The organism is Sulfurimonas sp. (assembly GCF_023229025.1).
Lineage (GTDB): Bacteria > Campylobacterota > Campylobacteria > Campylobacterales > Sulfurimonadaceae > Sulfurimonas.
On record NZ_JALOAA010000002.1, the window covers coordinates 1 to 24551 of the forward strand.

The following is a 24551-nucleotide window of genomic DNA, read 5'->3' on the forward strand; positions in this document are numbered from 1 at the left end:
AGTCAAGGAGCTTACAAAAAGATGAAGCCTTCTCTGCTTGATTTTAGACTAAAAGAGTTACAAGAGATTGTTAAACCACAATTTAGGGCTAAGCAGATTTTTGGATGGCTCTATCATAACTATGCTGATAGCTATGAGGATATGAAAAACATCCCAAAAGCACTCAAGGATGAATTAGCCAAAAAATTTGTTCTAAACCCTCTTAAAATAGTAAATAAAGAGTATTCAAGTGATGGGACTATAAAGTATCTATTTGAGCTTCAAGACTCTAAAACAGTAGAAGCAGTTTGGTTAAAGATGAAAGATGCTCAGCTTAATGATAGCGGCGAAGTTATTCAAGAAGCAAAGTACACAATCTGTGTTTCAACTCAAGTAGGGTGTAAAGTCGGGTGTTCGTTTTGTTTAACTGCAAAAGGCGGCTTTAGTAGAGATTTAAGCGTTGGCGAGATTGTAGGGCAGGTTGTAGCACTAAAAAGAGATAATGAACATAAACACAACAGAATGATAAATATAGTCTATATGGGCATGGGTGAGCCGCTTGATAATCTTGATAATCTCTCACGCGCTATAGAGATATTTAAAGAAGAGGATGGACTATCTATATCAGGTAAACGTCAAACTGTCTCTACAAGCGGTCTTAGTAACAAGATAGATAGGCTAGGAGAGATGGATTTGGGCGTTCATATTGCCATATCCCTTCATGCAGTTGATGATAAGCTTAGAAGTGAGCTAATACCTATGAATAAAGCCCATAATATAGCTTCCATCATAGAGGCTGTTAAACGCTTTCCTATAGATACAAGAAAAAGAGTTATGTTTGAGTACTTAGTTATAAAAAATAAAAATGATGATATTGGCTCGGCAAAGAAACTTATCAAGCTTCTATCGGGGATTAAAGCAAAAGTGAACTTAATCTATTTCAATCCATATCCCGGTACCCCGTATGAGAGACCATTAAAAGAGGATATGCTTGCTTTTCAGGAGTATTTGGTAAATCATGGTCTGCTCTGTACTATACGTGACTCTAAGGGCATAGATATAAGTGCAGCCTGCGGACAACTAAAAGAACAAGGTGAATTTAGCAAGGCTAAAGAGAGAGACCACCTGAGCGGGAAGATAGAGGGCGAAGCATAATGGGTTATGTAGAAATTTTTCAAATTGTATTTTTATCTATTGCTTTTGTAGTTGCAATAGTCAGCTTCATTATAGTTTCCACAAAGCGCTAGCTTCTTTAGAAAACGAATATTTTGCAAACAAAGAGAGGCTTTTAAAAGTAGCCCATTTACTTAAAAGAGCTAATAATGCTATTATTCTAACTGCTATTTAATTTAAGGAGTCAAAAATGAGCTATAAAAAAACAAACGCGGATAGGATAAAAAGAATTTATCAACTTTGTGAAGATCACTTTGGTGGTATAGTGTTTGTCGGGATAAAATTTCACAAAAAAATAGGCTGGATAGCAAAAGCACAGTTTGATGATGGTTTTGAAAATTTGACTGCTGATGGAGAGACAAGTGTTGAAGCTCTGCGTAATTTAAAGAATCGTGTTAAGAAAATAATTAAAAGATATAATGCTGTTTAAGAATAAAAATATCAACAACATCTCTATACAAAACGACCAACACACCAGGGAGGTCGTTTATAAGCATAATGATACCTTACATATATAAATAACTCATAAAAAAACTCAATTTATCTCTTAAAAAGAAATTATTCTAAAAAAATTATTCTTTATTTCATCTATTTGTGTACTATTCACACATTGTTCTAATGTGTGAATAGTAGAGCGGTTAATTCAAAAGAATTTGAAAATTTCTCTATAAATTAAGAATAATTTTATATAAATATTTGCTGAAATGCAAATTTTTATATAGCGCTCAAACTCCCTATTTTAGGGAAATTTAACAATTTTAGAAAAATTTGTTATATAATTATATGAAATGTCTTTGAATATTACACAGAACTATTCACATAGATTTTAATTTCGCTCCATTTTCTAGGAGTAGTAGCTATATATGGAGCGATTTGCTACTCATGCTCTTTATGCAAACCTTCTCAAAATCAATACTGCTTTTTATTCTATATTTAACGCCATAAAGCTCGAACTCTAACTCATTGGCATGTAAAAGCAATCTTCTTGCGCCACTTAAACCTACTCTTATTTTGGAATCTAGCTCTTTATCTAGATACTTTACTACGTCTGCTTCCCTCTGTCCATAAATTGGATCACCGACTATAGGATGTTTCACATGAAACATATGTACTCTTATCTGATGTTGTCTTCCTGTATGAGGAGAGCACTCAACTAAGGTAGTATTTAAATCAGAAAAATATTTCAAAGGTTTTACATATGTCAAGGAGCTCTTTCCGCTCTCATCAACTTTAACTACCATTCTTACAAGTGCACTCTTTTTATCATCATATCTAAGCAACGGCTCCTCTATCTTTAGCTCATCTTTTAGCTCCCCATGAACCATAGCCAGATACCTCTTCTTTATCTTACGCTCTTGAAACATCATTTTCAAATCAATTTCACTTCTCTTATCTTTTGCGCATAACACAAGTCCGCTTGTCTCTTGATCTATTCTGTGAGTTATATTTGCATCTTTTCCATATTGAGCTTTTAGCTCATCTATAAGAGAGTAGGGTGTATATCTATTTTGAGGATGAATAAGCATTCCGCTTGGCTTATCAAATAAAACAAACCTCTCATATTCAGCATGAGCTTTTAAACCTTTTGTGAGCGGTTCAAAAGCAATAAACTCTACTTCACCCTCTATCTCTCTAGAGGATACGTTTACAATTTCGCCGTTTACTCGCAAGCGGCCTCTAGCTATAAAACTTTGAGCCTCTCTTTGCGTATAGCCAAGTTCCTTGATAAGAAAAATAAAAGCTCTCTGCTTCTCTTTAACAAACAATTTTTTTAAAACAAACGGCAAATTTTAATCCTTTGTAAGTCTAAACTTTGTAAAATAAAGCACTATTAATTGTGCGAATTTTAGCACAAAAACATAAGATAATAATCATAAGGGCAATAAATATGATCGAAAGATACGCAAGAGAAGAGATGAGTTCCAAGTGGACAATGCAGGCAAAATATCAGGCTTGGCTTGATGTTGAAAAAGCTGTTGTAAAAGCATGGGCTAAACTTGGAAAGATTCCACAAGAAGATGCTGATAAAATCATTAAAAATGCAGGCTTTGATATTAAGAGAATAGATGAGATTGAAGCTGTAACCCGTCATGACCTTATCGCATTTACTACCAGCGTATCTGAAACACTTGGCGAAGAGAGTAGATGGTTTCACTACGGCATGACAAGTTCTGATACTGTTGATACCGCAGTAGCGCTTCAGATTAAAAGCTCTTTAGAGTTAATCATAGAAGATGTTAAGATGATTATGGAGTCTATCAAAAAAAGAGCGCATGAGCATAAGATGACTCTTATGGTAGGAAGAAGCCACGGAATACATGGAGAGCCTATAACATTCGGTCTCGTGTTAGCTGTATGGTATGATGAGATGGCAAGACATTTAGAGAATCTTGAACAAACACTTGATGTTATAAGCGTTGGGCAAGTTAGCGGAGCGATGGGCAACTTTGCACATGCACCCCTAGAGCTTGAGGAGTATACATGTAAAGAGTTAGGGCTTAAGCCTGCACCTGCATCAAACCAAGTTATACAACGCGACCGTTATGCAAGACTTGCAACGGCACTTGCTCTTATGGCAAGCTCTATTGAGAAGTTTGCCGTTCAAGTTCGTCACTGGCAAAGAACAGAAGTGTATGAGTGTGAAGAGTATTTTGCTAAAGGGCAGAAAGGCTCATCTGCAATGCCACACAAACGAAACCCTATACTAACAGAAAATATAACGGGACTAGCTAGAATGATAAGAGCCTACGCAACACCAGCAATGGAAAATGTAGCTCTTTGGCATGAGAGAGATATTAGCCACTCCTCAACTGAGAGATTTTGGCTGCCCGATAGTTTTATAACAAGTGATTTTATGCTTCACCGAATGAATAACGTTATAGCCAACTTAACTATTTATCCTGAGAACATGATGAAAAATCTAAACCTAACTGGTGGACTTGTTTTTTCTCAAAGAGTACTTTTAGAGCTTCCGCTTAAAGGTGTAAGCCGTGAAGATGCTTATAAAATTGTTCAAAGAAATGCAATGAAGGTTTGGGAAGAGATACAGCAAGGTAAACCTACTATAAATGAAAAGGGTGAATCTCTTTATCTAAATCACCTCTTAGCAGATGAGGAGTTAAGAAGTTCGCTAAATGAAGAAGCTATACGTGAATGTTTTAACTACGACTACTATACTAAAAATGTAGATAAGATTTTTGAGAGAGTTTTTAGAAAATAAATGACATAATTGTGCTAATATTCCTTTAGCGCAAATAGAGATTTAAAATGAATATCAAACTACATGAACAATCTAGGAAAGTGAATGATAACTATAATAAAAAGAAACGGCAGAACAGAAACGCTGGACATAACTAAGATTCAAAAGTACACTTCAGCGGCTGTTAAAGATTTAGATAATGTATCTCAAAGTGAACTAGAAGTCGATGCACAGATTCAATTTCGTGATGGTATAACATCAAAAGAGATTCAGCAAACCCTTATAAAAACAGCAGTTGATAAGATAGACATAGATGCTCCAAACTGGACATTTGTCGCTTCAAGGCTATTTTTATTTAATTTATATCATCAAGTAAACGGATATACAGGCTACTCATCTCTAAAAGAGTACTTTGAGAGATGTGAAAAAGAGGGGAAAATTCTTCTGGGTCTAAAAGAGATGTATAACCTTGATGAGTTAGAGAAACATATAAAGCCCGAACGTGATATGCAGTTTAACTACCTTGGAATAAAAACACTTTACGACAGATATTTGATAAAAGATAAAAAGGGCAATCCCATAGAGCTTCCTCAACATATGTTTATGGCAATAGCAATGTTTTTAGCTCAAAGAGAAGAGAACAAAGAGGAGTGGGCTATAAAGTTTTATAACATGGTTTCAAAGTTTGAAGTTATGCTCGCAACTCCTACTCTATCAAATGCAAGAACACCTAGACACCAACTTAGCTCATGCTATATCGGTTCAACTCCTGATAACATAGAAGGAATTTTTGACTCATATAAAGAGATGGCACTTCTTTCAAAATTTGGCGGAGGAATAGGTTGGGACTGGAGTAACGTTCGCTCAATGGGCTCATTCATAGATGGGCACAAGAATGCGGCAGGCGGAACTATTCCTTTTCTAAAAATCACAAACGATATAGCAGTCGCAGTTGATCAGCTAGGAACTAGAAAAGGTGCTATAGCCGTTTATATGGAGCCTTGGCATATTGACGTAAACGACTTTTTAGATCTAAAGAAAAACTCAGGCGAGGAGCGTCGCCGTGCTCATGACCTTTTTCCTGCACTTTGGATAAATGACCTCTTTATGCAGAGAGTTCAAGAAGATGAAATATGGACGCTTTTTGACCCTTATGACTGTAGTGAGCTATCAACGCTCTACGGCGAAGAGTTTAACAAAAAATATAAGGAGTTTGAAAGCGACGAGAGCGTAATAAAAGAGAGAGTAAAAGCTAAAGATCTTTGGAAAAAAATATTAACATCATATTTTGAAAGCGGTAGTCCATTTTTATGCTTTAAAGATAACGCTAATCGTGCAAACCCTAATAGCCACACCGGAATAATCAGAAGTTCTAATCTCTGTACAGAGATTTTTCAAAACACAAATCCTAATCACTATAAAATAAAATTCATTTTTGAAAACGGCGATAGCGTTAGTTATGAAGAAGAGGAGATGATAAAGGTTGACAGCGGATTAATAAAACCTGCCAAAAAAGTTACCGCTCTTGATTCAATAAACGGGCGAGAAATCTTCATGGTTGAAAAAGAGAAGATAGATGGCGACACGGCAGTTTGTAATCTCGCCTCTGTTAACCTCTCCCGTATAAATACGAAAGAAGATATTGATAGAGTTGTACCGATTGCTATTCGTGCACTTGATAATGTAATAGATCTTAACTTCTATCCGCTTGAGAAAGTAAAACGCACTAACATGAAAACCCGTGCAATAGGTCTTGGTGTTATGGGTGAAGCACAAATGCTTGCACAAAAGGCTATAACTTGGGGATCACAGGAGCACTTTGATAAGATAGATGAGATAATGGAAGCTGTTAGTTTCAACGCTATCTCTGCATCTAGTGATATTTCTCTTGAAAAAGGTTCATACCCAGAATATGAAGGCTCAAAGTGGAGCAGAGGTATAATGCCAATGGACCATGCAAACCCTGAAGTTAAAAATCTCGTTGATCGCGGTGGACTCTTCGCATCATCTTATGAGTGGGAAGAGCTTCGCGCAAAAGTTAAAAAACAGGGTATGCGAAACGGTTATTTAATGGCTGTAGCACCTACTAGCTCCATCTCTATTTTAACCGGAACAACTCAAGCTATAGAGCCGGTTTTTAAACGAAAGTGGTATGAAGAGAATCTATCTGGACTTATTCCTATTGTAGTTCCGGAGCTTTCGCCAGAGACATGGGCATACTATACTCCTGCATATGACTTAAATCAGACGATTCTAATCAAAGCAGCCGCAATTCGTCAAAAATGGCTAGATCAAGGTCAGAGTCTAAATATATTTATAACGCTTGATAAAGCAAGCGGGAAATATCTAAATGAGATTTATATGCTAGCTTGGAGGCTTGGTCTAAAATCTACTTACTATCTTCGTTCTCAGTCTCCTGAGATGGCAAGTGACGTTGAAGACAGAAGTATGGAGTGTGTAGGTTGTCAATAAAATGAAACCCCTGCTTAAAAAAGATATAGAGGGCTTTTTAAAGAGATTTAATAGCTTTATAGACTCAGAGTTTAGATCTATAGAGATTATCTCTCCTACAGCTCTTAAAATTACTCTAGCTACGCAAGATTCCGCAAGAGGATTTGACTGGATAACAGTTAATATGGAGTTTAGCAATATTAGTGATGCACAACTGCCCAAGAGCTCAAAACTCCAACATTTAGATATGGATGAAGGTATAACACTAATATCTGAAGATAACCAATTTGGTTTTGGGGTAGGCAGCTACAGTAGTTTCTCTAACATAACAGACTCGGTATGTTATATAAAAGCCGACTCCATAAAATACCTAGAGGGTCAATTTTAAAGTCTTCGTTAGCTCTTCATAAACAATTTAGTTATAAAATTTTATCAATTATAAAAAATTGAAGGAATTTAATCATGAAAAAGCTCTTGATACTATTTACTCTAGCACTTACACTTATCTATGCCAAAGATAGTGTTGATTTTAAATATGCACCTAAAAATTTGGAAAGAAGTTTTCCAAGCACACAAAATCAGATACTCTCCTACAACAACATTTTAGAAAATGTAAGAACAAGTATTGTAAATATCTCTATAAAAAAGGAGATAAAAGGGAATCTCTACAGTGCAAACCCATTCTTTAACGACCCATTTTTCAGAGAATTTTTCAAAGGTTACGGGGATATCCCCCAAGAGAGAATACAAAAGTCGTTAGGCTCAGGCGTCATTGTCTCAAAAGATGGATATATAGTTACCAACAACCATGTAATCGACGGAGCTGATGAGATTATTGTTAATTTGGCAGGAGATAAAAAAGAGTATGAGGCAAAGCTCATAGGAAAAGATGAGAAGAGTGATTTAGCTGTCATTAAAATTGATGCAAAAAACTTAAATGCAGTAACTTTTTATGACTCAGATAGAGTAAAAGTAGGCGATATAGTTTTTGCTCTTGGAAATCCTTTTGGAGTCGGCGAGACAATAACACAAGGAATAGTCTCTGCAACAGGCAGAAGCGGTGTTGGAATAGTAGAGTATGAGGATTTTATACAGACAGACGCCTCAATAAACCCAGGTAATTCAGGCGGTGCACTTATAAACTCTGCCGGACATCTTATTGGAATAAACTCGGCTATTATCTCAAAATCGGGCGGAAATGTCGGTATCGGCTTTGCAATCCCTTCAAACATGGTAACATCAATAGCAACAAGCTTGATAGATAGCGGTAAATTTACCCGCGCATACCTTGGAGTTACCATAGCAGACGTAAGTGAAGATATGAGTAGCTTTTATGATGAGAACTACGGTGCACTTATAACAGGAGTAGAAGAGAACTCTCCTGCAGCAGAAGCGGGATTAAAGAGAGGCGATTTAATCATCTCTGTAAACGGTAAAAAAATTGAGAGTGCAAGTGAACTTAAAAATACAATAGGTTCTTACGCTCCAGGAAGAGTAGTTAATATAAAGTTCTTAAGAGAGAAAAAAATAGATATTGTAAATGTAGCTCTCTCTACTCTAGATAATAAAATAGTAAGCGGCGAGTTTAAATATAAAGGAATGAAGCTTGTTCAAGTAGACTCAACACATAAACAGCGTTTTAACATTACAATTAACGGTGTTCTTGTCACGGAAGTAGATCAAAATAGCGAAGCTTTTAGCTTGGGAGTAAGAAGCGGCGATATTATTATTCAAATTGAAAATAGTGAAATAAATACTCTAGATGAGTTTATAAAAGCAACTGCAACACAAGAGAAAAAAAGATTTTTTATCTATAAAAGAGGCGGCATATATGCTATTGTCTTATAACAAAAGGAGTCAATCATGAGAGTTATATGTCCACACTGTAAAAGTGTAAACAATGTACCACAAAAAGAGTCGTACAAAAAAGCAAACTGCGGAAAGTGCAAAGGTTCACTTCTAGATACTAAGCCTATTGAGTTGACAAACGCTGATTTTGATGAGGTAGTAGTCAATAGCGATATTGCAGTTATAGTAGATTTTTGGGCGCCGTGGTGCGGTCCATGTAAGATGATGGCTCCAACTTTTCAAAAAAGCGCAGAAAGTTTCCCTCTAAAGGCACTCTTCACAAAAGTAAATACTGAAAATGAACAAGCTCTAGGAGCTAGATTTGGAATCAGAAGTATTCCGACTTTAGTGGTATTTAAAGATGGCAAAGAAGTTCATAGAGTCTCCGGTGCTTTAGATGAAGCCTCTTTAAATAAAATGGTTGCACAATTTATATAGTATAATTGTCAAAGAGAAAAAAGGGGGATATTATGAGTAAAGATACAGTAACACTAACAGACAATCGCAACGGTAAAAGTTATGAATTTCCTATATTAGACGCTACAGTAGGTCCATCGGTAATCGACATCTCAACTCTCTATAAAGAGACTAAGATGTTTACCTATGATGAGGGGTACACCTCTACAGCCTCATGTAAATCCGACATAACTTATATTGACGGCGAAGAGGGAAAACTTATGTACAGGGGCTATGATATAGCATATCTTGCAAAAGAGAAAACTTTTTTAGATACTGCTTATCTTCTTATAAATGGTGAGCTTCCTAGCGAACTTGAGTTAAATAACTTTGCACTAGAGATGAAAAAACGCTCATTTGTACATGAAGGAATAAAAAAACTCTTTGACTCTTTTCCTGATGACGCACACCCTATGGCTATCCTCTCTGCAGGAGTCTCTGCTCTTTCTACATTTTATTTTGGTCACTTAAATGTAAAAGGTGAAGAAGAGTACAGCGAAATGGCAAATAGAATAGTCGCAAAAATTCCTACTTTAGCAGCCTTCTCATATAGATACTCAAACGGATTACCTATAATTTATCCCGATATAGAGAGAGGTTTTACCGAAAATTTCCTATATATGTTAAGATCTTATCCTCATGATTATATAGAACTCAAGCCTATTGAGATAAAAGCTCTTGATACTATCTTTACTCTCCATGCTGACCATGAACAAAACGCTTCAACTACTGCCGTTAGAAATCTAGCCTCTACAAATGCTCACCCCTATGCCGCTATTAGCGCAGGAATAGGCGCTCTTTGGGGAAGAAGTCATGGCGGAGCAAACGAGAGCGTTATTCGCCAGTTAGAGATGATTGGAAGTGTTGATAAGGTAGATGAGTTTATAGCACGCGCAAAAGATAAAAATGACCCGTTTAGGCTAATGGGATTTGGACACCGTGTCTATAAAAACTTTGACCCGCGCGCCACAATCCTTAAAAATATTCGTAACGAACTTATGAGTGAGCTTGGTATAAGCAGTGAACTTGTTGAAGTTGCAAATAAAATAGAGCAGATAGCACTAAGTGACGACTATTTTATAAGCCGCAACCTCTATCCGAATATAGACTTTTATTCAGGCTTAATTCTTCAAGCACTCAAAATTCCAAAAGAGATGTTTGCTGTTATCTTTGTTATAGGAAGAACGCCGGGATGGATTGCACAATGGAGCGAATTAAACCAGCAAGAAACGGTAAAAATCGCAAGACCTAGACAGCTATACAGAGGTCCTAAAGAGAGAACTCCAGAGTATTAAGACTCTGGATAACTCAATAAAACATGATGGCTAATTTAAAAGTAAACCTGCAGAAACCAAACATGCTCTGCTTAACTCCACACGCTTTTTAGCGTCTAAACTACTCTTAATATCAATATTTAATGCAAAAATATATAATTTATTAGATTTTTCCAACCACCCCACAAACCATCCAATGCCCTCATTTGGTGCATTTTGCCAACCTGTTTTACCGTAAAGCCTTAAATCTTTTTTCTGCTCAAGAAGAAGAATATCATGTATACTTTGTTGAGTTTTATCTGAATATGGCAATATTTTTTGCGCTAGTTTTGTTAAAAATAGGACTTGTTCAAGAGCACTGATTTGAAGTGTGCCATCCAACCAAAAACGATCAATATGTTCCCCTATATTTTCATTTCCATAATTAAGTAAAACTATATGCTGTTTCATTTGTTTTAAGCCGATTCGTCGTGCTAACTCTTGATAAATTGGTACATTGAAGAGTTTAATTGCCTCTCTTAAGCCCATATCACGCTTCCACTCTGGAATAAACGGGTTATCTGGACCGATATAAGGTACAAGCTCTTCTACATCCTTTAGAGTACCTGTAGCCAAACCAATTAGTGAGTTTGTAATCTTGAAAGTAGATGCGGGACTGTATCTTTTTATCGACCTGGCATTATTATATATCTCAAACTTATTCTGCTCAACATCATAAAGAACAAAAGTACCTTGGACATCGGCTTTTTGAAAATTCAAATCAAAATCTGAATTTTCATCTACACCAAACAGTAAATTTGGCTGGATAACAAATAGAACTAAAAAAGCATATAAAATATATGCTAATTTTTTATATACGAACAACAGTAGTCAGTAACAGTTCTGATTTTTAAATCAAATGATGAGTTTGCAGGAACATTGAAGCTCTCAGGTGTCTTTAGTGTTTTCCAATCTTCACCCGGAAGTCTAATATCTAACTCTCCAACCATCATCTCCATAATTTCAGCCTCTACAGTGTTAAAAGTATATTTACCCGGCATCATGATTCCAAGAGTTTTTCTTGTACCATCTGCAAACTCAACTGTTCTGCTTGTAACTTTTCCATTATCATAAATATTTGCTTTTTTTATAACTGTAACATTTTCAAATTTTGACATCAATTTTCCTTTTTTTAAAAATTATACTCTATTCCCAATCCAAGAGTCTTTGCTGACCCTCTAACCCCCTGATATGAGTAACATCTTGGGAGACTTCTATAACACCTTTATAGTTGCCTTCATCATCCCTAATAGCAAAATAACGAATATGTACAAATTTACCTTTAAATGTTATCCAAAACTCAGCCTCATCTCTACGACCGGCTTTAAACTCTCGTAAAATCATCAAAACTTGATCAACACTCTTGGGAGGATGGCAGAATTTTACCTCACGACCTATAATCCCTGCACTTCTTGGAAATACTCTATCATCCCCGCGGTTATAAAATATAACAACATCATTCTCATCTACATATGTTATATCAACAGGCATAAATTTTAAAAGCCAGTTTATCTGCTCAGGTAACATGTAACCTTCATCTAGCTTGATTCTGTTTTCAAGTGAAAAAGGTAGTTTACGTTTTTGTTTATCTTGTGAAGGGTGAATATATTCGCCTTCTACATGTGGAGGATAGGCAATAGGTGCTTCATCAAACATCCAGCCAATCTCTTCATCCCCCGCTCTCATCTCTTTCCAATCATCTTCATCAAGCATATTTAAAGCATTTGGCAGAAGTCTTCCCTCTTCAACCTGCATGATATGTTCTAAATTTCCAAAAACTACCTGCAACTGCTGCATCAGTGCAGGCATATTTTTCTCTTCTACTAGAGCTCTTGCAGTTTTTATCTCCGCTCTTATATCATCATGAAATGCCCACATATTTTGACTTGGGCTTGTCCAACCGTACTTTTCCAAATATGGAAAAAGCTGATTCTCTTTTCTTGCAAAATGTTTCTCAACAAGACAAAGTTTTTTAAATTTCTCTTGGAACTCTTCAAAATTTTCTACTATATCTATACTATTAATACTTGAGATGAGTCCTCTCATTAACATATTTTCTTCTAAATAGACTCTTGCCGGATGACCCTCGGGTAAATTTGTAAATGTATTCATAATTTTCCTTAATAATTTAATAACAAAATTATACTGCTTTAAAATTTTTACTCTTTGATATATAACAAGAGAAATTTTGTTAAAGTTTAAATTTAACTCTTTGTGAGTGTGTTATTGCAACGGCAATAGCATCTGTTATATCAAGCGGTTTTATCTCTTTTTTTACATTTAAAAGTCTCTTTGCCATAAAAGCGACTTGCTCTTTCGTAGCTTTACCGTTTCCGGTAAGTGCTTTTTTAACTTGAAGTGCCGTATATTCGTTAAATTGTCCAAACTGTTGTAGAAGCATAAGCATAATTGCCCCTCGAAACTGCGCTAATTTTATAGTCGTTTTAGGATTATGGGCATAAAAAATATCTTCGATTGCAACTTCATCTATTTTATGATTTTTAAATATATTTTCAAAAGCTTCAACCATTTGTGGAATCTGAAACTGCAACTCTTCGGCTTTTATTTTAATAAGCCCTGCTTCAATTAATGAGATTTTACCTTTATCTAAAGATACAAGAGCATAACCCATTTTTCTAGTACCTGGGTCTATTCCTAAAATTGTCATCTTCACCCTATTGCTTTAATATTTACACATTATATATTAACAATTTTAATCTACTCATATATTTCTTATTCACATAGTTCACAAATCTGTTATTCACATGATTTTAACTCTATTTATGGCAACTGTTGCTATTATTCACAAATATTATACATTTAGAGGAAGAGTTGTGAATATAGGTCAAAAAATTTTACTTCTGTTAAAAGATGAAATACCGGAGATTGAGTATAACCGATATATAAAACATCTAATTTACGATATGAAAAAATCAACAAATGCAGCTGCCATTTTTTATGCCCCTAACTCTCTGGTTTTAAACTGGATAAAAAACAGATACAGCGCAAAAATAAAACACCTATTTGAAGTACACTACTCATCTAAAGTAGATGTTAAAATTTTACTAAAAAATCAGATTGAATCTAAAAAAGCAGAACAAAAAAAAGAGCAAAAACATCAACTATCACTATTAAATCCATCACACACTTTTGAAAATTTTATGGTTGGAGGTTCTAACCAGTTTGCGTATGCTGCAGTTAAGAGTGTTAGTGAAAAAGCAGGAATTCTTTATAATCCTCTCTTTATTCACGGTGGAGTCGGACTTGGAAAAACTCACCTTATGCAAGCAGCAGGAAATATTTTTCAAAATCAGGGAAAAATTGTTATATATACCACAGTTGAACAATTTTTAAATGACTTTATACGTCATGTAAGAAATAAAACTATGGAGAGATTTCAAGAGAAGTACCGTAAATGTGATGTTCTCCTTATTGATGATATCCAGTTTTTAAGCAATAAAGAGGGGATTCAAGAGGAATTTTTTCACACCTTTGAAGCTCTTAAAGGTGTCGGTAAACAGATAATATTAACGGCAGATAAACACCCTAAAAAGATAGCAGGATTAGAAAAAAGACTTCAAAGCCGTTTTGAACATGGTCTCGTTGCTGATATTCAACCACCTGAACTTGAGACTAAAATAGCCATTATAGAGAATAAGTGTAAAATAAATAGAGTTGTTCTTTCTAAAGATATTATCAATTATATTGCAACTGTTATTGAGAGCAATGTTCGTGAAATAGAGGGTATTTTATCAAAACTACATGCCTACTCACAACTTATGCATGTAGATATTGATTTACAATTTACAAAAAGTGTTTTAAAAGATCAGCTTCAAGAAAACCGTGCTAATCTAACTCTAGATATTATTACTCAAAGCGTTGCAAAAGATTTAAATATAAAACCAAGTGAAATTCGCTCAAAAAGTAGAAGTAAAAACTTAGTTTATGCAAGAAGAATTGCTATTTATCTATGTCGTGATTTAACACACAATACCATGCCTCAACTCGCTCAATACTTTGGCATGAAAGATCATACGGCTATAAGTCATACACTTAAAAAAATAAATGAATTAATCCAAAATGATGAAGACTTTAAAGTCAAAATTGAGGAATTAACAAACAAAATTACATCTTCTTCTTAAAAAAAAGATATAATTACTTAAGTGAACAGATGTGAAAGAAACACTATCGGTTTTAAACATCTAAAGAGCTCTTAAGATAGGAGTTAATTGGGGATATTCACATTATCACCCCCTCCTACTACTAATACTATAATTTTATAAAATAAATAGGAATTCAGATGAAGATAACAATACAAAAATCTATTATTGAAAATATCTTGGTTCATACTCAACCTTTTTTAGAAAAAAAAGATACTTCACAAATAACATCCCACCTTTTAATAGATGTTTCAAATTCAAAATTAAGCATTAAAGCTACAGATTATGAGATAGGTCTTTTAGTCTCAACTGATAAAGTAAACATTATCGGTAACGGAACAGTTACGGCTAATGGTAAAAAACTCTTAGATATTGTCAGAATTTTAAAAGATGGAGATATTAATCTAGAAGTAAAAAATGATACTCTTTATATCTCTCAATCACACTCTAATTTTAAATTACCAACATTTTCTTATAGTGAATTTCCTTCATTTCCTGCCTATGAACAAAAACCTCGTATAATGATAAATTCACACTCTCTTATAGAGTCTCTTAAAAAGATAACTCCTTCTATAGATATAAATAATCCTAAATTTGAATTAAACGGTGCTCTTATTGATATAAAAGAAGATAGTATTAATTTTGCATCAACAGATACGAGAAGATTAGCAGTAGTTAACATAGAGAATAAAAACAGCGATCAACTATCTATAATTATTCCAAAAAAAGCGATAATAGAGATTCAAAAACTATTTTTTGATAATATTGAACTCTACTACGATGAGACTAATTTAATAATACACTCTGAGCAGTATACTTTTTTTACAAAACTTATCAATGGAAAATTTCCGGAATATTCAAGAATTATCCCAAAAGAGATCTCAAAAACATTAACTCTTCCAAAAGCCATCATGATAGAATCTATCAAACAGATTACTACTATCTCTAGTGATGTAAAGATAACTTTTTTAGATAACACTATAACATTTGAATCACTTAGTGATGATAATATTGAAGCTAAGACAGAAATAAGCCATGAAACAGGCTTCTCATCACCTTTTGTCATTGCAATTAACAGCAGATATCTCTTAGACTTTTTAAATAGCATAAATAGTTCAGAATTTGATATCGGTTTAAATGAAGGCAATCTACCTTTTGTATTAAGTGAAGGTAACTTTAAAACAGTTGTCATGCCTATTGTTATATAAGAAATATTTCATTTATAATAATTTTTAATTATAAATGAAATATATCAACTATCCTCTAAAAGATTAAAATCCGCGCTTATAAGCTTATAAAACTTATTTTTAGAATAAATTAGATAGAATATCCCTAATTATGTAACAAAGTTATAATGGAGTATTAAATGGAAAATTACGGCGCTAGTAATATTAAAATCCTAAAAGGATTAGAAGCAGTTCGTAAACGACCTGGTATGTATATTGGTGATACTAGTCATAGAGGTTTACATCATTTAGTTTATGAGGTTATTGATAACTCAATTGATGAGGCTATGGCAGGTCACTGCGATACAATCAACATAACTCTTACAAAAAACGGTACATGTAGAGTATCTGATAATGGACGCGGTATTCCTACTGATATCCATCCAACTGAAGGAATAAGTGCTGCAACTGTTGTATTAACTGTACTTCATGCCGGAGGTAAATTTGATAAGGATACTTATAAAGTTTCCGGTGGTCTGCATGGTGTTGGTGTATCTGTTGTAAACGCTCTCTCTTCAGAGTTAAAGATGACTATTAATAGAGATGGAAAAATCTATGAGCAAAATTTTAAAAAAGGTATACCTCAAGAGTTACTTTCAGTTACAGGAAAAACTCGCAAAACCGGAACTACAATAGAGTTTGCACCAGATCCTAGTATTTTTACGGAAGTTGTATCTTTTGAGTATGAGTATTTAGCTAGAAGATTTAAAGAGTTAGCATATTTAAATCCATTTATAACAATAATTTTTAATGATGAGAGAACTAATGTTTCACAAACTTACCATTTTGAAGGTGGTATAGAGCAGTATGTTCAAGACTTAAACAAAAAAACTATAATAGCTCAAGCATACTCCTTCTCCGGTAAAATAGAAGATATAGAGTTTGATATTGCACTGATGTATAATGACTCTTATGAAGAGAAAGTAGCATCTTTTGTCAATAATATACGTACTCCAAACGGCGGTACTCATGAAGCAGGTTTTCGTGCAGCTTTGACCCGTGTTATATCAACATATAACTCTCAAAACGGTGCAGCAAAAGAGAAAGATATAAAAATTAGCGGTGATGATACCGGTGAAGGTTTAATTGCTATTATATCAGCTCGTGTTCCTGAACCACAATTTGAGGGACAGACAAAAGGTAAACTTGGAAATACCTATGTAAGACCGTTAATTCAAAAATCTACTTATGAGATATTAAGTAAATATTTTGAAGAGAATCCAATAGAAGCAAAAGCAATAGTTTCAAAATCACTAATGGCTGCACGTGGACGTGAAGCTGCTAAAAAAGCTCGTGAACTTACTCGTAGAAAAGATTCTATGAGTGTTGGAACACTTCCCGGTAAACTTGCCGATTGTCAAAGTAAAGATGCATCTATATGTGAACTTTATCTGGTGGAGGGAGACTCTGCAGGCGGCTCGGCTAAAATGGGTCGTGATAGAGTTTATCAAGCAATCTTACCACTTAAAGGTAAGATTTTAAATGTTGAAAAAGCAAGACTAGATAAAATTTTAAAATCTGAAGAGATTACAAATATGATTACCGCAATGGGTTGTGGTATTGGTGATGAGTATAACGAAGATAAACTTCGTTATCATAAAATTATTATTATGACCGATGCAGACGTTGATGGTTCACACATTCAGACTCTGCTTTTAACATTTTTCTTCCGTCACTTTAGAAGTGTTATTGAAAACGGTTATCTCTACTTAGCACAACCACCGCTTTATCGTTATAAAAAAGGTAAAAAAGAGATATATTTCAAAGATGATCGTCAAATGAATGACTTTCTTATAGATAATGGTGTAGAGTCATTAGATATGCAAGATATTGGACATAATGATTTAGTATCATACTTTAAAATGGTTGATCACTACAGAGGTTCACTTGAAGCTCTAAAGAGAAGATATGCTTTAGTAGATTTAATACGTCATTTTATAGAAAATCCTGACTTGATAGGTCTTGATACAGCAAGTATGTATAAAAAAGTTGAAGAATTTTTAGTTGAGAATGGAAATAATATTCTTACAAAAACAGTTACTGAGGATTCAATTCATATTTTTGTTCAGACAAAAGGTGGAATGGAAGAACTACTAATAAATGATGATCTTTTTGCTGCACCGCACTTTTGTGAAGCAAGTTATGTATATGAAAAGATAAAAGATTGGAATTTGGATTGTAAAGAAGATATTTTAAAAGTACTAAACGATATTATAGAATATGCTAAAAAAGGTGCATATATACAACGTTATAAAGGTCTTGGAGAGATGAATCCAAATCAGCTTTGGGAGACGACAATGACACCTGAAAATAGAATTTTACTCCAAGTTACAATTGAAGATGCAGAGCTAGCAAGCGATACATTTACTCTATTTATGGGTGATGAAGTTGAACCTCGCCGTAACTATATTCAAACACATGCAAAAGATGTTAAACATTTAGATGTTTAATATCTTGATAACAGATGCTACTTCCAGAGATTAAAGAGAGAGAGTACCGTTTTAGGTTAGCACTTAGAATGGTGCTTCCGATTTTTGCTCTTGTCGTTGCTCTTATTTTTCACACATTTACTACAAGTCAAGAGACTTTAAGCACCTCATTTTATATTGAATCGATACTGATTTTAGTCTTTAGTATATACTTTATTTTTTATCTTATCTATAAAGGTTTTGATACAAAAATAACTGATAATGTATCAAAAGTTTTTACAAGAGAGTATATATATGATTATTTAAAAAAAGAGATAAAAGCGTCTAAAGAGTACACACTTCTACTCATAAGTGTTGATAATTTATATGAAATAAACAGCCGCTATGGCATAAAAAACGGTGATAAAGTACTTTGTGAAACAATATCATGGATAGCCAACTATTTAAAATCAAAAGATATATATAATTTTCCAATAGGGCGTATTAAAGGTGGAGATTTTGTAATTGGACTCAATGGAGATAAGAGTCAATATAAAACAGCAATTGAGTTGATGCATCTAAAGAGTGAAGATTTTAAGGTTAGTGATATAGAAGTGCAAATTTCCGGTGCTATAAATGATACACTATTTTCAAAAGATATTGATTATCTTATAGAAAATCTTTTTGAACTACAAAGTAAAAATAAAAATCATAAATTAATAGCAGATAGTAGTGATGAAAATATAAATCCAAATGAACTTGAGTATAGTGTTATAAATGCCATTAAAAGAAGAAATTTAGTAATTTTCACGCAAGCTGTTTTTGAAAATGAGTTAAAAGTTTTTAAAGAGTGTTTTATTAAATTAGGTAGAGAAGATGGCAGATTGCTTCATCAGAAAAATTATATGAAAATTTTAGATAAATTGAGATTAATGGTTGATTATGACTTAATAGTTTTAGAAGAAATAGTTAAGATGTGCAGTAAATCTAAAGAGGATAAATTTGCCGTACAAATTTCAACTACATCAATTAGAAACTTTACTTTTTTATCAAAAATAAAAGAGATTTTTGCAAAAAATGAGTCTATAAAAAATAGAGTTATATTAATTATTAATGAGAGTGAATATTATCCAAATTTGGATAAATTTAATACAATTTTACAACAGTTAAGAGATATTGGAGTAATAATAGCTATTGATAGGTTAGGCTCTTTACATACTAGTTTTTTATATCTGCGAGAATTAAATATCGACATAGTTAGAATCGATTCCTATTATACGAGGGATAATAATGAAAGAGAGTATAAAAATATAATAGAAGGTTTTAATGTTATGGCTCATGAAAAAGGTGTTAAGAGTTGGTTAAAAATGATTGAGAATAAAGATAGTAATAATTTAGCAAAAGAGTTAAAAGTTGATTATCTGCAAGGCAGATATTTAGCACCGTTAGAAAAAAATTAAAAAATTGGAGTTAATTATGAAGTATGGTGAAAAAATTATTAATGAGTTTGATGTAGAGAAAGATTTGGAAATTTGGCCAAATGAGCATAAAAGAGACTATCTTATAAAGATGACACTTCCGGAGTTTTCATGTCTATGTCCTAGAAGCGGATATCCTGATTATGCGACTATATATTTAGAGTATACACCAGATGAGTGGGTAGTTGAGTTAAAGGCTATAAAACTCTACATAAACTCATTTAGAGATAGACACATCTCTCATGAAAATAGTGCAAATGAGATATATAATATCTTAGAGCAAAAACTAAAACCAAAATATATGAAAATAGTGGCTGACTATAATCCCAGAGGAAATGTTCATACCGTTATAGAGATTGACAGCTCAAGAGTTTAGATAATTTTCAAGCCAAACAACGGCACTAGAGTGGTCGTTAAATTCTTCACGCATTTGCGCTTCGTAGGCGTTATTTAAAATCTCAGAAAATAGAGGTGAGGGTTTAAGTCCAAACTCTAAAAGATCTCTTCCCATTAAAATAGCAGGGAGTTGTTTACCCAGTATATTTAACTCTTTTGCTCTTTTTTTTATCTCTTTAAGAGACTTAAGAGCTTTTGTACTATTTTTTGTAAGATATATGGCACTTTTTAAAATAATAAGTTCACCTATGTTTACTTCAGTAGCAAGCTTGTAGAGTCGGTAATTGCTCAATCCTTCACTCTCTATTTTATCTATCTCGTTATGTTTATCAACTAACAAAGCAGACCTCTTTAGGAGCTCTTTTTCATTAGTTAACATTTTTATAAAATTTTGAGTCTGATTTTGTGTAAAATCATAACACAGACCCGATAACATCAAAACAAGGTTTGTTTGAGTGTTAGTTGTTAGTTGTTTTGCTATTTCATCTATAACATATAAATTTTTGCTATATATACTGCTTTTAAACTCTTTTAAAAGCTCAAATCCGCGAGATGGCTTTTTTGCGTATAGAAGAAGTTTTTTAATCTCCTCAAATATTCTCTCTTTTGGAAGTTCTTCTAACATACCCTTTAAAACCATATCTCTACATGTAGAAAAAAGAGCCTTTTCTATTTTAAGCTCAAATCTTGTGGCAAACCCAACCGCTCTTAAAACTCTAAGAGGGTCCTGCCCAAAACTTTGCAAATCGACAGCTCTTAATATTCTGTTTTTAAAGTCATTTAGTCCATCAAAAGGATCTAATATTTTTCTCTCTATAATATCATAACCTATAGAGTTCATCGTAAAATCTCTTCTTGATGAGGCTGCTTTAAAATCAAGGGTTGTATCTATAGTTATATCAAATCCACGGTGCCCGGCTTTTACCTTATTATCAACTCTTGGAAATGAGAAGTCTAAATCATAATCCTCAAAGTATAACTTACAAACACCAAAGCTTTTTCCAACAATATTGACATTGCCAAACTCTTTTAATATAGTTTGCAACTCTAAAAAAGATGAAATTCCGTAAACTTCAATATCAATATCTTTAGACTCAATACCAACTAAAGAATCCCTAATAAAACCACCTACAATTATAGGTTTTATACCGTTATCACTTAGTTTTTTAAATATAATGTTTAATTTATCTGGATAATTAATCATACAAATCCTAAAAATTGTCCATTTAAGTGCATTTTAAAGATATTATAACACTACTTTTACGTTTATATAACATTATTTTAGGTACAATCGCAAAAATTTTTATCTTGGTTTCATAAATTTTTAAGAAATCAAAGAAGGAAGCCTTGTGCAAAAGATTAGAAATATTGCAGTTATAGCCCATGTCGATCATGGTAAAACTACATTAGTTGACGGATTATTAGAGCAGTCTGGAACATATGGAGCTCATGAGCATCATGATGAGAGAGCTATGGATAGCAACGATTTGGAAAGAGAGCGTGGCATCACGATTCTATCAAAAAATACAGCAATTCGATATAAAGATTATAAAATCAACATTATAGATACTCCCGGTCACGCCGATTTTGGTGGAGAAGTTGAGCGTGTACTTAAAATGGTTGATGGTGTTTTAGTTCTTGTTGATGCTTATGAGGGCGTTATGCCTCAAACTAAATTTGTTGTTAAGAAGATGTTAGCGATGGGTAAAAAACCTATCGTTGTTATAAACAAGATTGATAAAGCATCGGCTGATCCAGAGAGAGTTGTTGATGAGATGTTTGATCTGTTTGCAGATATGGACGCTACTGAAGATCAGCTAGATTTTCCTATTATTTATGCTGCTGCTCGTGACGGTATAGCAAAAACAGATATGGATGATTCTGATGGAAATTTTGAGTGTATTTTTGAAGCAATCTTAGAACATATTCCCGAGCCTGAAGGTGACAAAGATAATCATGCTCAAGCACAAGTATTTACACTTGATTATGATAACTATGTTGGTAAGATTGGAATCTCAAGAATATTTAACGGTACTATTAGAAAAGGCGATAATATAATGTTAGCTAAGGCTGACGGTGAGTTAGTAAAGGGTAAAATTTCTAAACTTATAGGTTTTTATGGTCTTAATCGTATGGAGATTGATGAGGCCGAGGCCGGCGATATCGTTGCAATGGCGGGTATGGAGACTATTGATGTAGGAGATACTATTTGTGATCCTATAAACCCTGTACCGCTTGATCCAATGCATATCGAAGAGCCAACACTAACAGTTGTATTTTCCGTAAATGATTCTCCACTTGCAGGTCAAGAGGGTAAACATGTTACATCAAACAAACTCAAAGATCGTCTTGAAGCTGAAATGACTACAAATGTTGCAATGAAACTTGAAGTTATCGGTGAGGGTAAATTTAAAGTCTCTGGTCGCGGGGAGCTTCAAATTACTGTTTTGGCTGAGAATATGCGTCGTGAAAATTTCGAGTTTGGTGTTTCTCGTCCAGAAGTTATCGTAAAAGAGATTGAGGGCGTTAAGTGTGAACCATTTGAGCATCTAGTTATAGATGTTCCTGAAGAGTTAAGCGGTAGTGTTATTGAGCGTCTTGGTAAGAGAAAGGCTGAGATGAAATCAATGCTCCCAATGGGCTCTGGTTTTCAAAGAATTGAGTTTGAAATTCCAGCCCGTGCACTTATAGGTTTTAGAGGTCAATTTTTAACAGATACTAAGGGAGAGGGTGTAATGAATCACTCTTTCTTAGAGTTTCGTCCATATACCGGTACGGTTGAATCAAGAAGCTACGGTGCACTTATTAGTATGGAAAACGGTGAAACACTCTCTTATTCACTATTTAATATTCAAGATCGCGGTGTTCTTTTTATCGGTCCACAAACTAAAGTGTATGAGGGTATGATTGTTGGCGAACATTCACGTTCAAATGATTTAGTAGTAAATCCTATTAAAGGAAAAGCGCAATCAAATGTTAGATCAAGCGGAGCCGATGAAGCTATAAAACTTGTTCCGCCACGCATTATGTCACTAGAGCGTGCACTAGAGTGGATTGAAGATGATGAGCTTCTTGAAGTAACACCTAAGAGTATTCGTATTCGTAAAAAACTCTTAACTGAATCAGAAAGAAAAAGAGACTCTCGTAAGTAATTTTAATAAATTAATGTCCATTTAAAGGATTTGAGTCATGTATATAGTATCTTTAATCGTAGTTGCTTTGTTAGCGGTTACTCTTTATCGCGGCAATAACTTTAAGTTGATGTTTTTGGTTTTGGCAGTAGGTGTTTATATTATATATTCACATGAGGGCGGAAATGCGGTATCAAGTTTTAAAGATGGTGTTGTTGAGTCTGTAGATAAATCCACGCGGGATTTTGTCAAATCCCGCGGTGAGTAAAGATTAAAATCTCTTTACATATCCGTGACAATAGGGCTTGCTTCCCTTCTTCTCATAATAGTTTTGGTGAGACTCGTCTGCTGCATAAAATTCAGATTTATCAACTATTTTAGTAGCAACCTTGTAGCCGTTTGCTTCAAGCTTTGTTATTAGCTTCAAGATAGTCTCTCTCTCCTCTTGGTTATTTACAAAAACTGCCGAGAGATACTGTTCTCCTATATCGGGACCCTGCCCGTTTGTCTGAGTTGGGTCATGAATCTCAAAAAAAGTCTTTGCTATCTCCTCATAAGATATCTTATTGCTATCATAAATCACTTCAACGGCTTCAAGGTGTCCGGTATTTGAGCGGACAACTTCATAATAGCTTGGATTTTTTACATGTCCGCCCATAAATCCTGAAATTACCTCTTTTACGCCGTCAAGTTTCTCTAAATAATACTCCACACCCCAAAAGCAGCCGCCTGCGAAGTAGGCATAAGAGAGGTTTTTATCTTTAGTATCAGGCTTTTTTTTGAGATTTAATGATAGTGAATTGACGCAGTGTCTCGTGTTTTTGGAAGTAAAACCTTCACCCTCAAAAACATGACCCAAATGTGCACCGCAGTTGGCGCAAACTATCTCTACACGTCTGCCGTCAGCATCGGGAACTCTCTTAACAGAACCCTCAATTGCATCATCAAAGCTTGGCCAGCCCGAGCCTGAATCAAATTTATCACTTGAATCATAAAGCGGGGCATCACAAACCTTGCATGTGTATACTCCTCTTGATTTTTCATTTGTATATTTACCGGAAAATGGTCTCTCCGTGCCTTTGTGTAGCAGTATACTCTTTTCTTCATCACTAAGTTGTTCAATCTTTTGTGCCCATGGCTTAAAATCAGATGCATTCATTGTTGTAATTAGAAGTATGAAAAATATGAAAAGTTTCATACACCTCTCCTTATATTATTTGTAAATATCATTATATAGAGTATTGCTGTATTAATATAATGTTATTTTGTTTGAAGAAAATTTATAAAATTATTTTTATAAAAGTGTACAAAAGTTAAACTATTTTTATTGACT

General features: G+C 34.0%; 22 protein-coding genes. 15 read left to right on the plus strand and 7 right to left on the minus strand.

What is annotated here, in order from left to right; translation table 11 throughout:
- Positions 1 to 21: 21 nt before the first annotated feature.
- Positions 22 to 1134, plus strand: a complete 1113-nt coding sequence (gene rlmN, locus M0Q20_RS00770) for a 23S rRNA (adenine(2503)-C(2))-methyltransferase RlmN (RefSeq protein WP_295057964.1) — start codon at positions 22 to 24, stop codon at positions 1132 to 1134.
- Positions 1135 to 1342: 208 nt separating this feature from the next.
- Entirely contained in the window at positions 1343 to 1582 is a 240-nt protein-coding gene (locus M0Q20_RS00775; RefSeq protein WP_295057697.1) for a hypothetical protein, read from the plus strand.
- 427 nt (positions 1583 to 2009) lie between these two features.
- Here the strand turns inward: M0Q20_RS00775 and M0Q20_RS00780 are convergent, their stop codons facing one another.
- The gene (locus M0Q20_RS00780) at positions 2010 to 2939 is read right to left on the minus strand and encodes an RluA family pseudouridine synthase (protein ID WP_295057699.1); all 930 of its coding nucleotides are present in this window, start codon (positions 2937 to 2939) and stop codon (positions 2010 to 2012) included.
- A 101-nt stretch (positions 2940 to 3040) separates the two neighbouring features.
- Here M0Q20_RS00780 and purB point away from each other — a divergent pair, with 101 nt between their 5' ends.
- The 6 genes from purB (at position 3041) to M0Q20_RS00810 (ending at position 10401) form a co-directional block, all read left to right on the plus strand.
- Complete coding sequence (purB, locus tag M0Q20_RS00785) at positions 3041 to 4372, plus strand: adenylosuccinate lyase (RefSeq protein ID WP_295057702.1); 1332 nt, start codon at positions 3041 to 3043, stop codon at positions 4370 to 4372.
- Between the two features lie 87 nt (positions 4373 to 4459).
- On the plus strand, positions 4460 to 6823 hold the full coding sequence (locus M0Q20_RS00790) for a ribonucleoside-diphosphate reductase subunit alpha (RefSeq protein ID WP_295057966.1): 2364 nt from the start codon (positions 4460 to 4462) through the stop codon (positions 6821 to 6823).
- A 1-nt stretch (position 6824) separates the two neighbouring features.
- Entirely contained in the window at positions 6825 to 7190 is a 366-nt protein-coding gene (locus M0Q20_RS00795) for a hypothetical protein (RefSeq protein WP_295057705.1), read from the plus strand.
- Positions 7191 to 7264: 74 nt separating this feature from the next.
- Positions 7265 to 8650, plus strand: coding sequence for a Do family serine endopeptidase (locus M0Q20_RS00800; protein ID WP_295057707.1), 1386 nt, complete (start codon positions 7265 to 7267; stop codon positions 8648 to 8650).
- 15 nt (positions 8651 to 8665) lie between these two features.
- On the plus strand, positions 8666 to 9088 hold the full coding sequence (gene trxC / locus M0Q20_RS00805) for a thioredoxin TrxC (RefSeq protein ID WP_295057710.1): 423 nt from the start codon (positions 8666 to 8668) through the stop codon (positions 9086 to 9088).
- A gap of 32 nt (positions 9089 to 9120) precedes the next feature.
- Positions 9121 to 10401 carry a citrate synthase gene (locus M0Q20_RS00810; protein ID WP_295057713.1) on the plus strand — a complete coding sequence of 427 codons (1281 nt, stop codon included), beginning with the start codon at positions 9121 to 9123 and terminating at the stop codon, positions 10399 to 10401.
- Positions 10402 to 10431: 30 nt separating this feature from the next.
- Here the strand turns inward: M0Q20_RS00810 and blaOXA are convergent, their stop codons facing one another.
- The 4 genes from blaOXA to ruvC all read right to left on the minus strand — a co-directional run bounded on the left by blaOXA (position 10432) and on the right by ruvC (position 13087).
- Complete coding sequence (gene blaOXA, locus M0Q20_RS00815) at positions 10432 to 11244, minus strand: class D beta-lactamase (protein ID WP_295057716.1); 813 nt, start codon at positions 11242 to 11244, stop codon at positions 10432 to 10434.
- Positions 11223 to 11537: a pyrimidine/purine nucleoside phosphorylase gene (locus tag M0Q20_RS00820; RefSeq protein WP_295057719.1), complete on the minus strand. Its 315-nt coding sequence runs from the start codon at positions 11535 to 11537 to the stop codon at positions 11223 to 11225. The genes blaOXA and M0Q20_RS00820 overlap by 22 nt, the downstream gene beginning before the upstream one ends.
- A 28-nt stretch (positions 11538 to 11565) precedes the next feature.
- A complete protein-coding gene (locus tag M0Q20_RS00825) occupies positions 11566 to 12531 on the minus strand; it encodes a PAS domain-containing protein (protein WP_295057722.1) in 966 nt (321 codons plus the stop codon).
- Positions 12532 to 12610: 79 nt separating this feature from the next.
- Positions 12611 to 13087, minus strand: coding sequence for a crossover junction endodeoxyribonuclease RuvC (gene ruvC, locus M0Q20_RS00830; protein ID WP_295057725.1), 477 nt, complete (start codon positions 13085 to 13087; stop codon positions 12611 to 12613).
- 166 nt (positions 13088 to 13253) lie between these two features.
- Here ruvC and dnaA point away from each other — a divergent pair, with 166 nt between their 5' ends.
- The 5 genes from dnaA (at position 13254) to queF (ending at position 20067) form a co-directional block, all read left to right on the plus strand.
- The gene (gene dnaA / locus M0Q20_RS00835; RefSeq protein ID WP_295057728.1) at positions 13254 to 14561 is read left to right on the plus strand and encodes a chromosomal replication initiator protein DnaA; all 1308 of its coding nucleotides are present in this window, start codon (positions 13254 to 13256) and stop codon (positions 14559 to 14561) included.
- A 158-nt stretch (positions 14562 to 14719) separates the two neighbouring features.
- Positions 14720 to 15787 (plus strand): DNA polymerase III subunit beta, encoded by a 1068-nt coding sequence (gene dnaN / locus M0Q20_RS00840; RefSeq protein ID WP_295057730.1) that lies wholly within the window; start codon positions 14720 to 14722, stop codon positions 15785 to 15787.
- A gap of 158 nt (positions 15788 to 15945) precedes the next feature.
- Positions 15946 to 18255: a DNA topoisomerase (ATP-hydrolyzing) subunit B gene (gene gyrB / locus M0Q20_RS00845; RefSeq protein ID WP_295057734.1), complete on the plus strand. Its 2310-nt coding sequence runs from the start codon at positions 15946 to 15948 to the stop codon at positions 18253 to 18255.
- A 14-nt stretch (positions 18256 to 18269) separates the two neighbouring features.
- Positions 18270 to 19673: a GGDEF domain-containing protein gene (locus M0Q20_RS00850; protein WP_295057737.1), complete on the plus strand. Its 1404-nt coding sequence runs from the start codon at positions 18270 to 18272 to the stop codon at positions 19671 to 19673.
- 16 nt (positions 19674 to 19689) lie between these two features.
- A complete protein-coding gene (queF, locus tag M0Q20_RS00855; protein WP_295057740.1) occupies positions 19690 to 20067 on the plus strand; it encodes a preQ(1) synthase in 378 nt (125 codons plus the stop codon).
- Here queF and M0Q20_RS00860 read toward each other — a convergent pair.
- The gene (locus M0Q20_RS00860) at positions 20056 to 21291 is read right to left on the minus strand and encodes a CCA tRNA nucleotidyltransferase (protein WP_295057742.1); all 1236 of its coding nucleotides are present in this window, start codon (positions 21289 to 21291) and stop codon (positions 20056 to 20058) included. The genes queF and M0Q20_RS00860 overlap by 12 nt on opposite strands.
- 145 nt (positions 21292 to 21436) lie before the next feature.
- Between M0Q20_RS00860 and typA the strand changes: the two genes are divergently transcribed.
- Together typA and M0Q20_RS00870 are read left to right on the plus strand one after the other, a co-directional pair.
- Positions 21437 to 23239, plus strand: coding sequence for a translational GTPase TypA (gene typA, locus M0Q20_RS00865; protein WP_295057745.1), 1803 nt, complete (start codon positions 21437 to 21439; stop codon positions 23237 to 23239).
- A 37-nt stretch (positions 23240 to 23276) separates the two neighbouring features.
- Positions 23277 to 23486 carry a hypothetical protein gene (locus M0Q20_RS00870; protein ID WP_295057748.1) on the plus strand — a complete coding sequence of 70 codons (210 nt, stop codon included), beginning with the start codon at positions 23277 to 23279 and terminating at the stop codon, positions 23484 to 23486.
- A 3-nt stretch (positions 23487 to 23489) separates the two neighbouring features.
- On the opposite strand, the gene M0Q20_RS00875 is transcribed toward M0Q20_RS00870, so the two are convergent.
- On the minus strand, positions 23490 to 24416 hold the full coding sequence (locus M0Q20_RS00875; RefSeq protein ID WP_295057751.1) for a bifunctional methionine sulfoxide reductase B/A protein: 927 nt from the start codon (positions 24414 to 24416) through the stop codon (positions 23490 to 23492).
- Positions 24417 to 24551 lie beyond the last annotated feature (135 nt).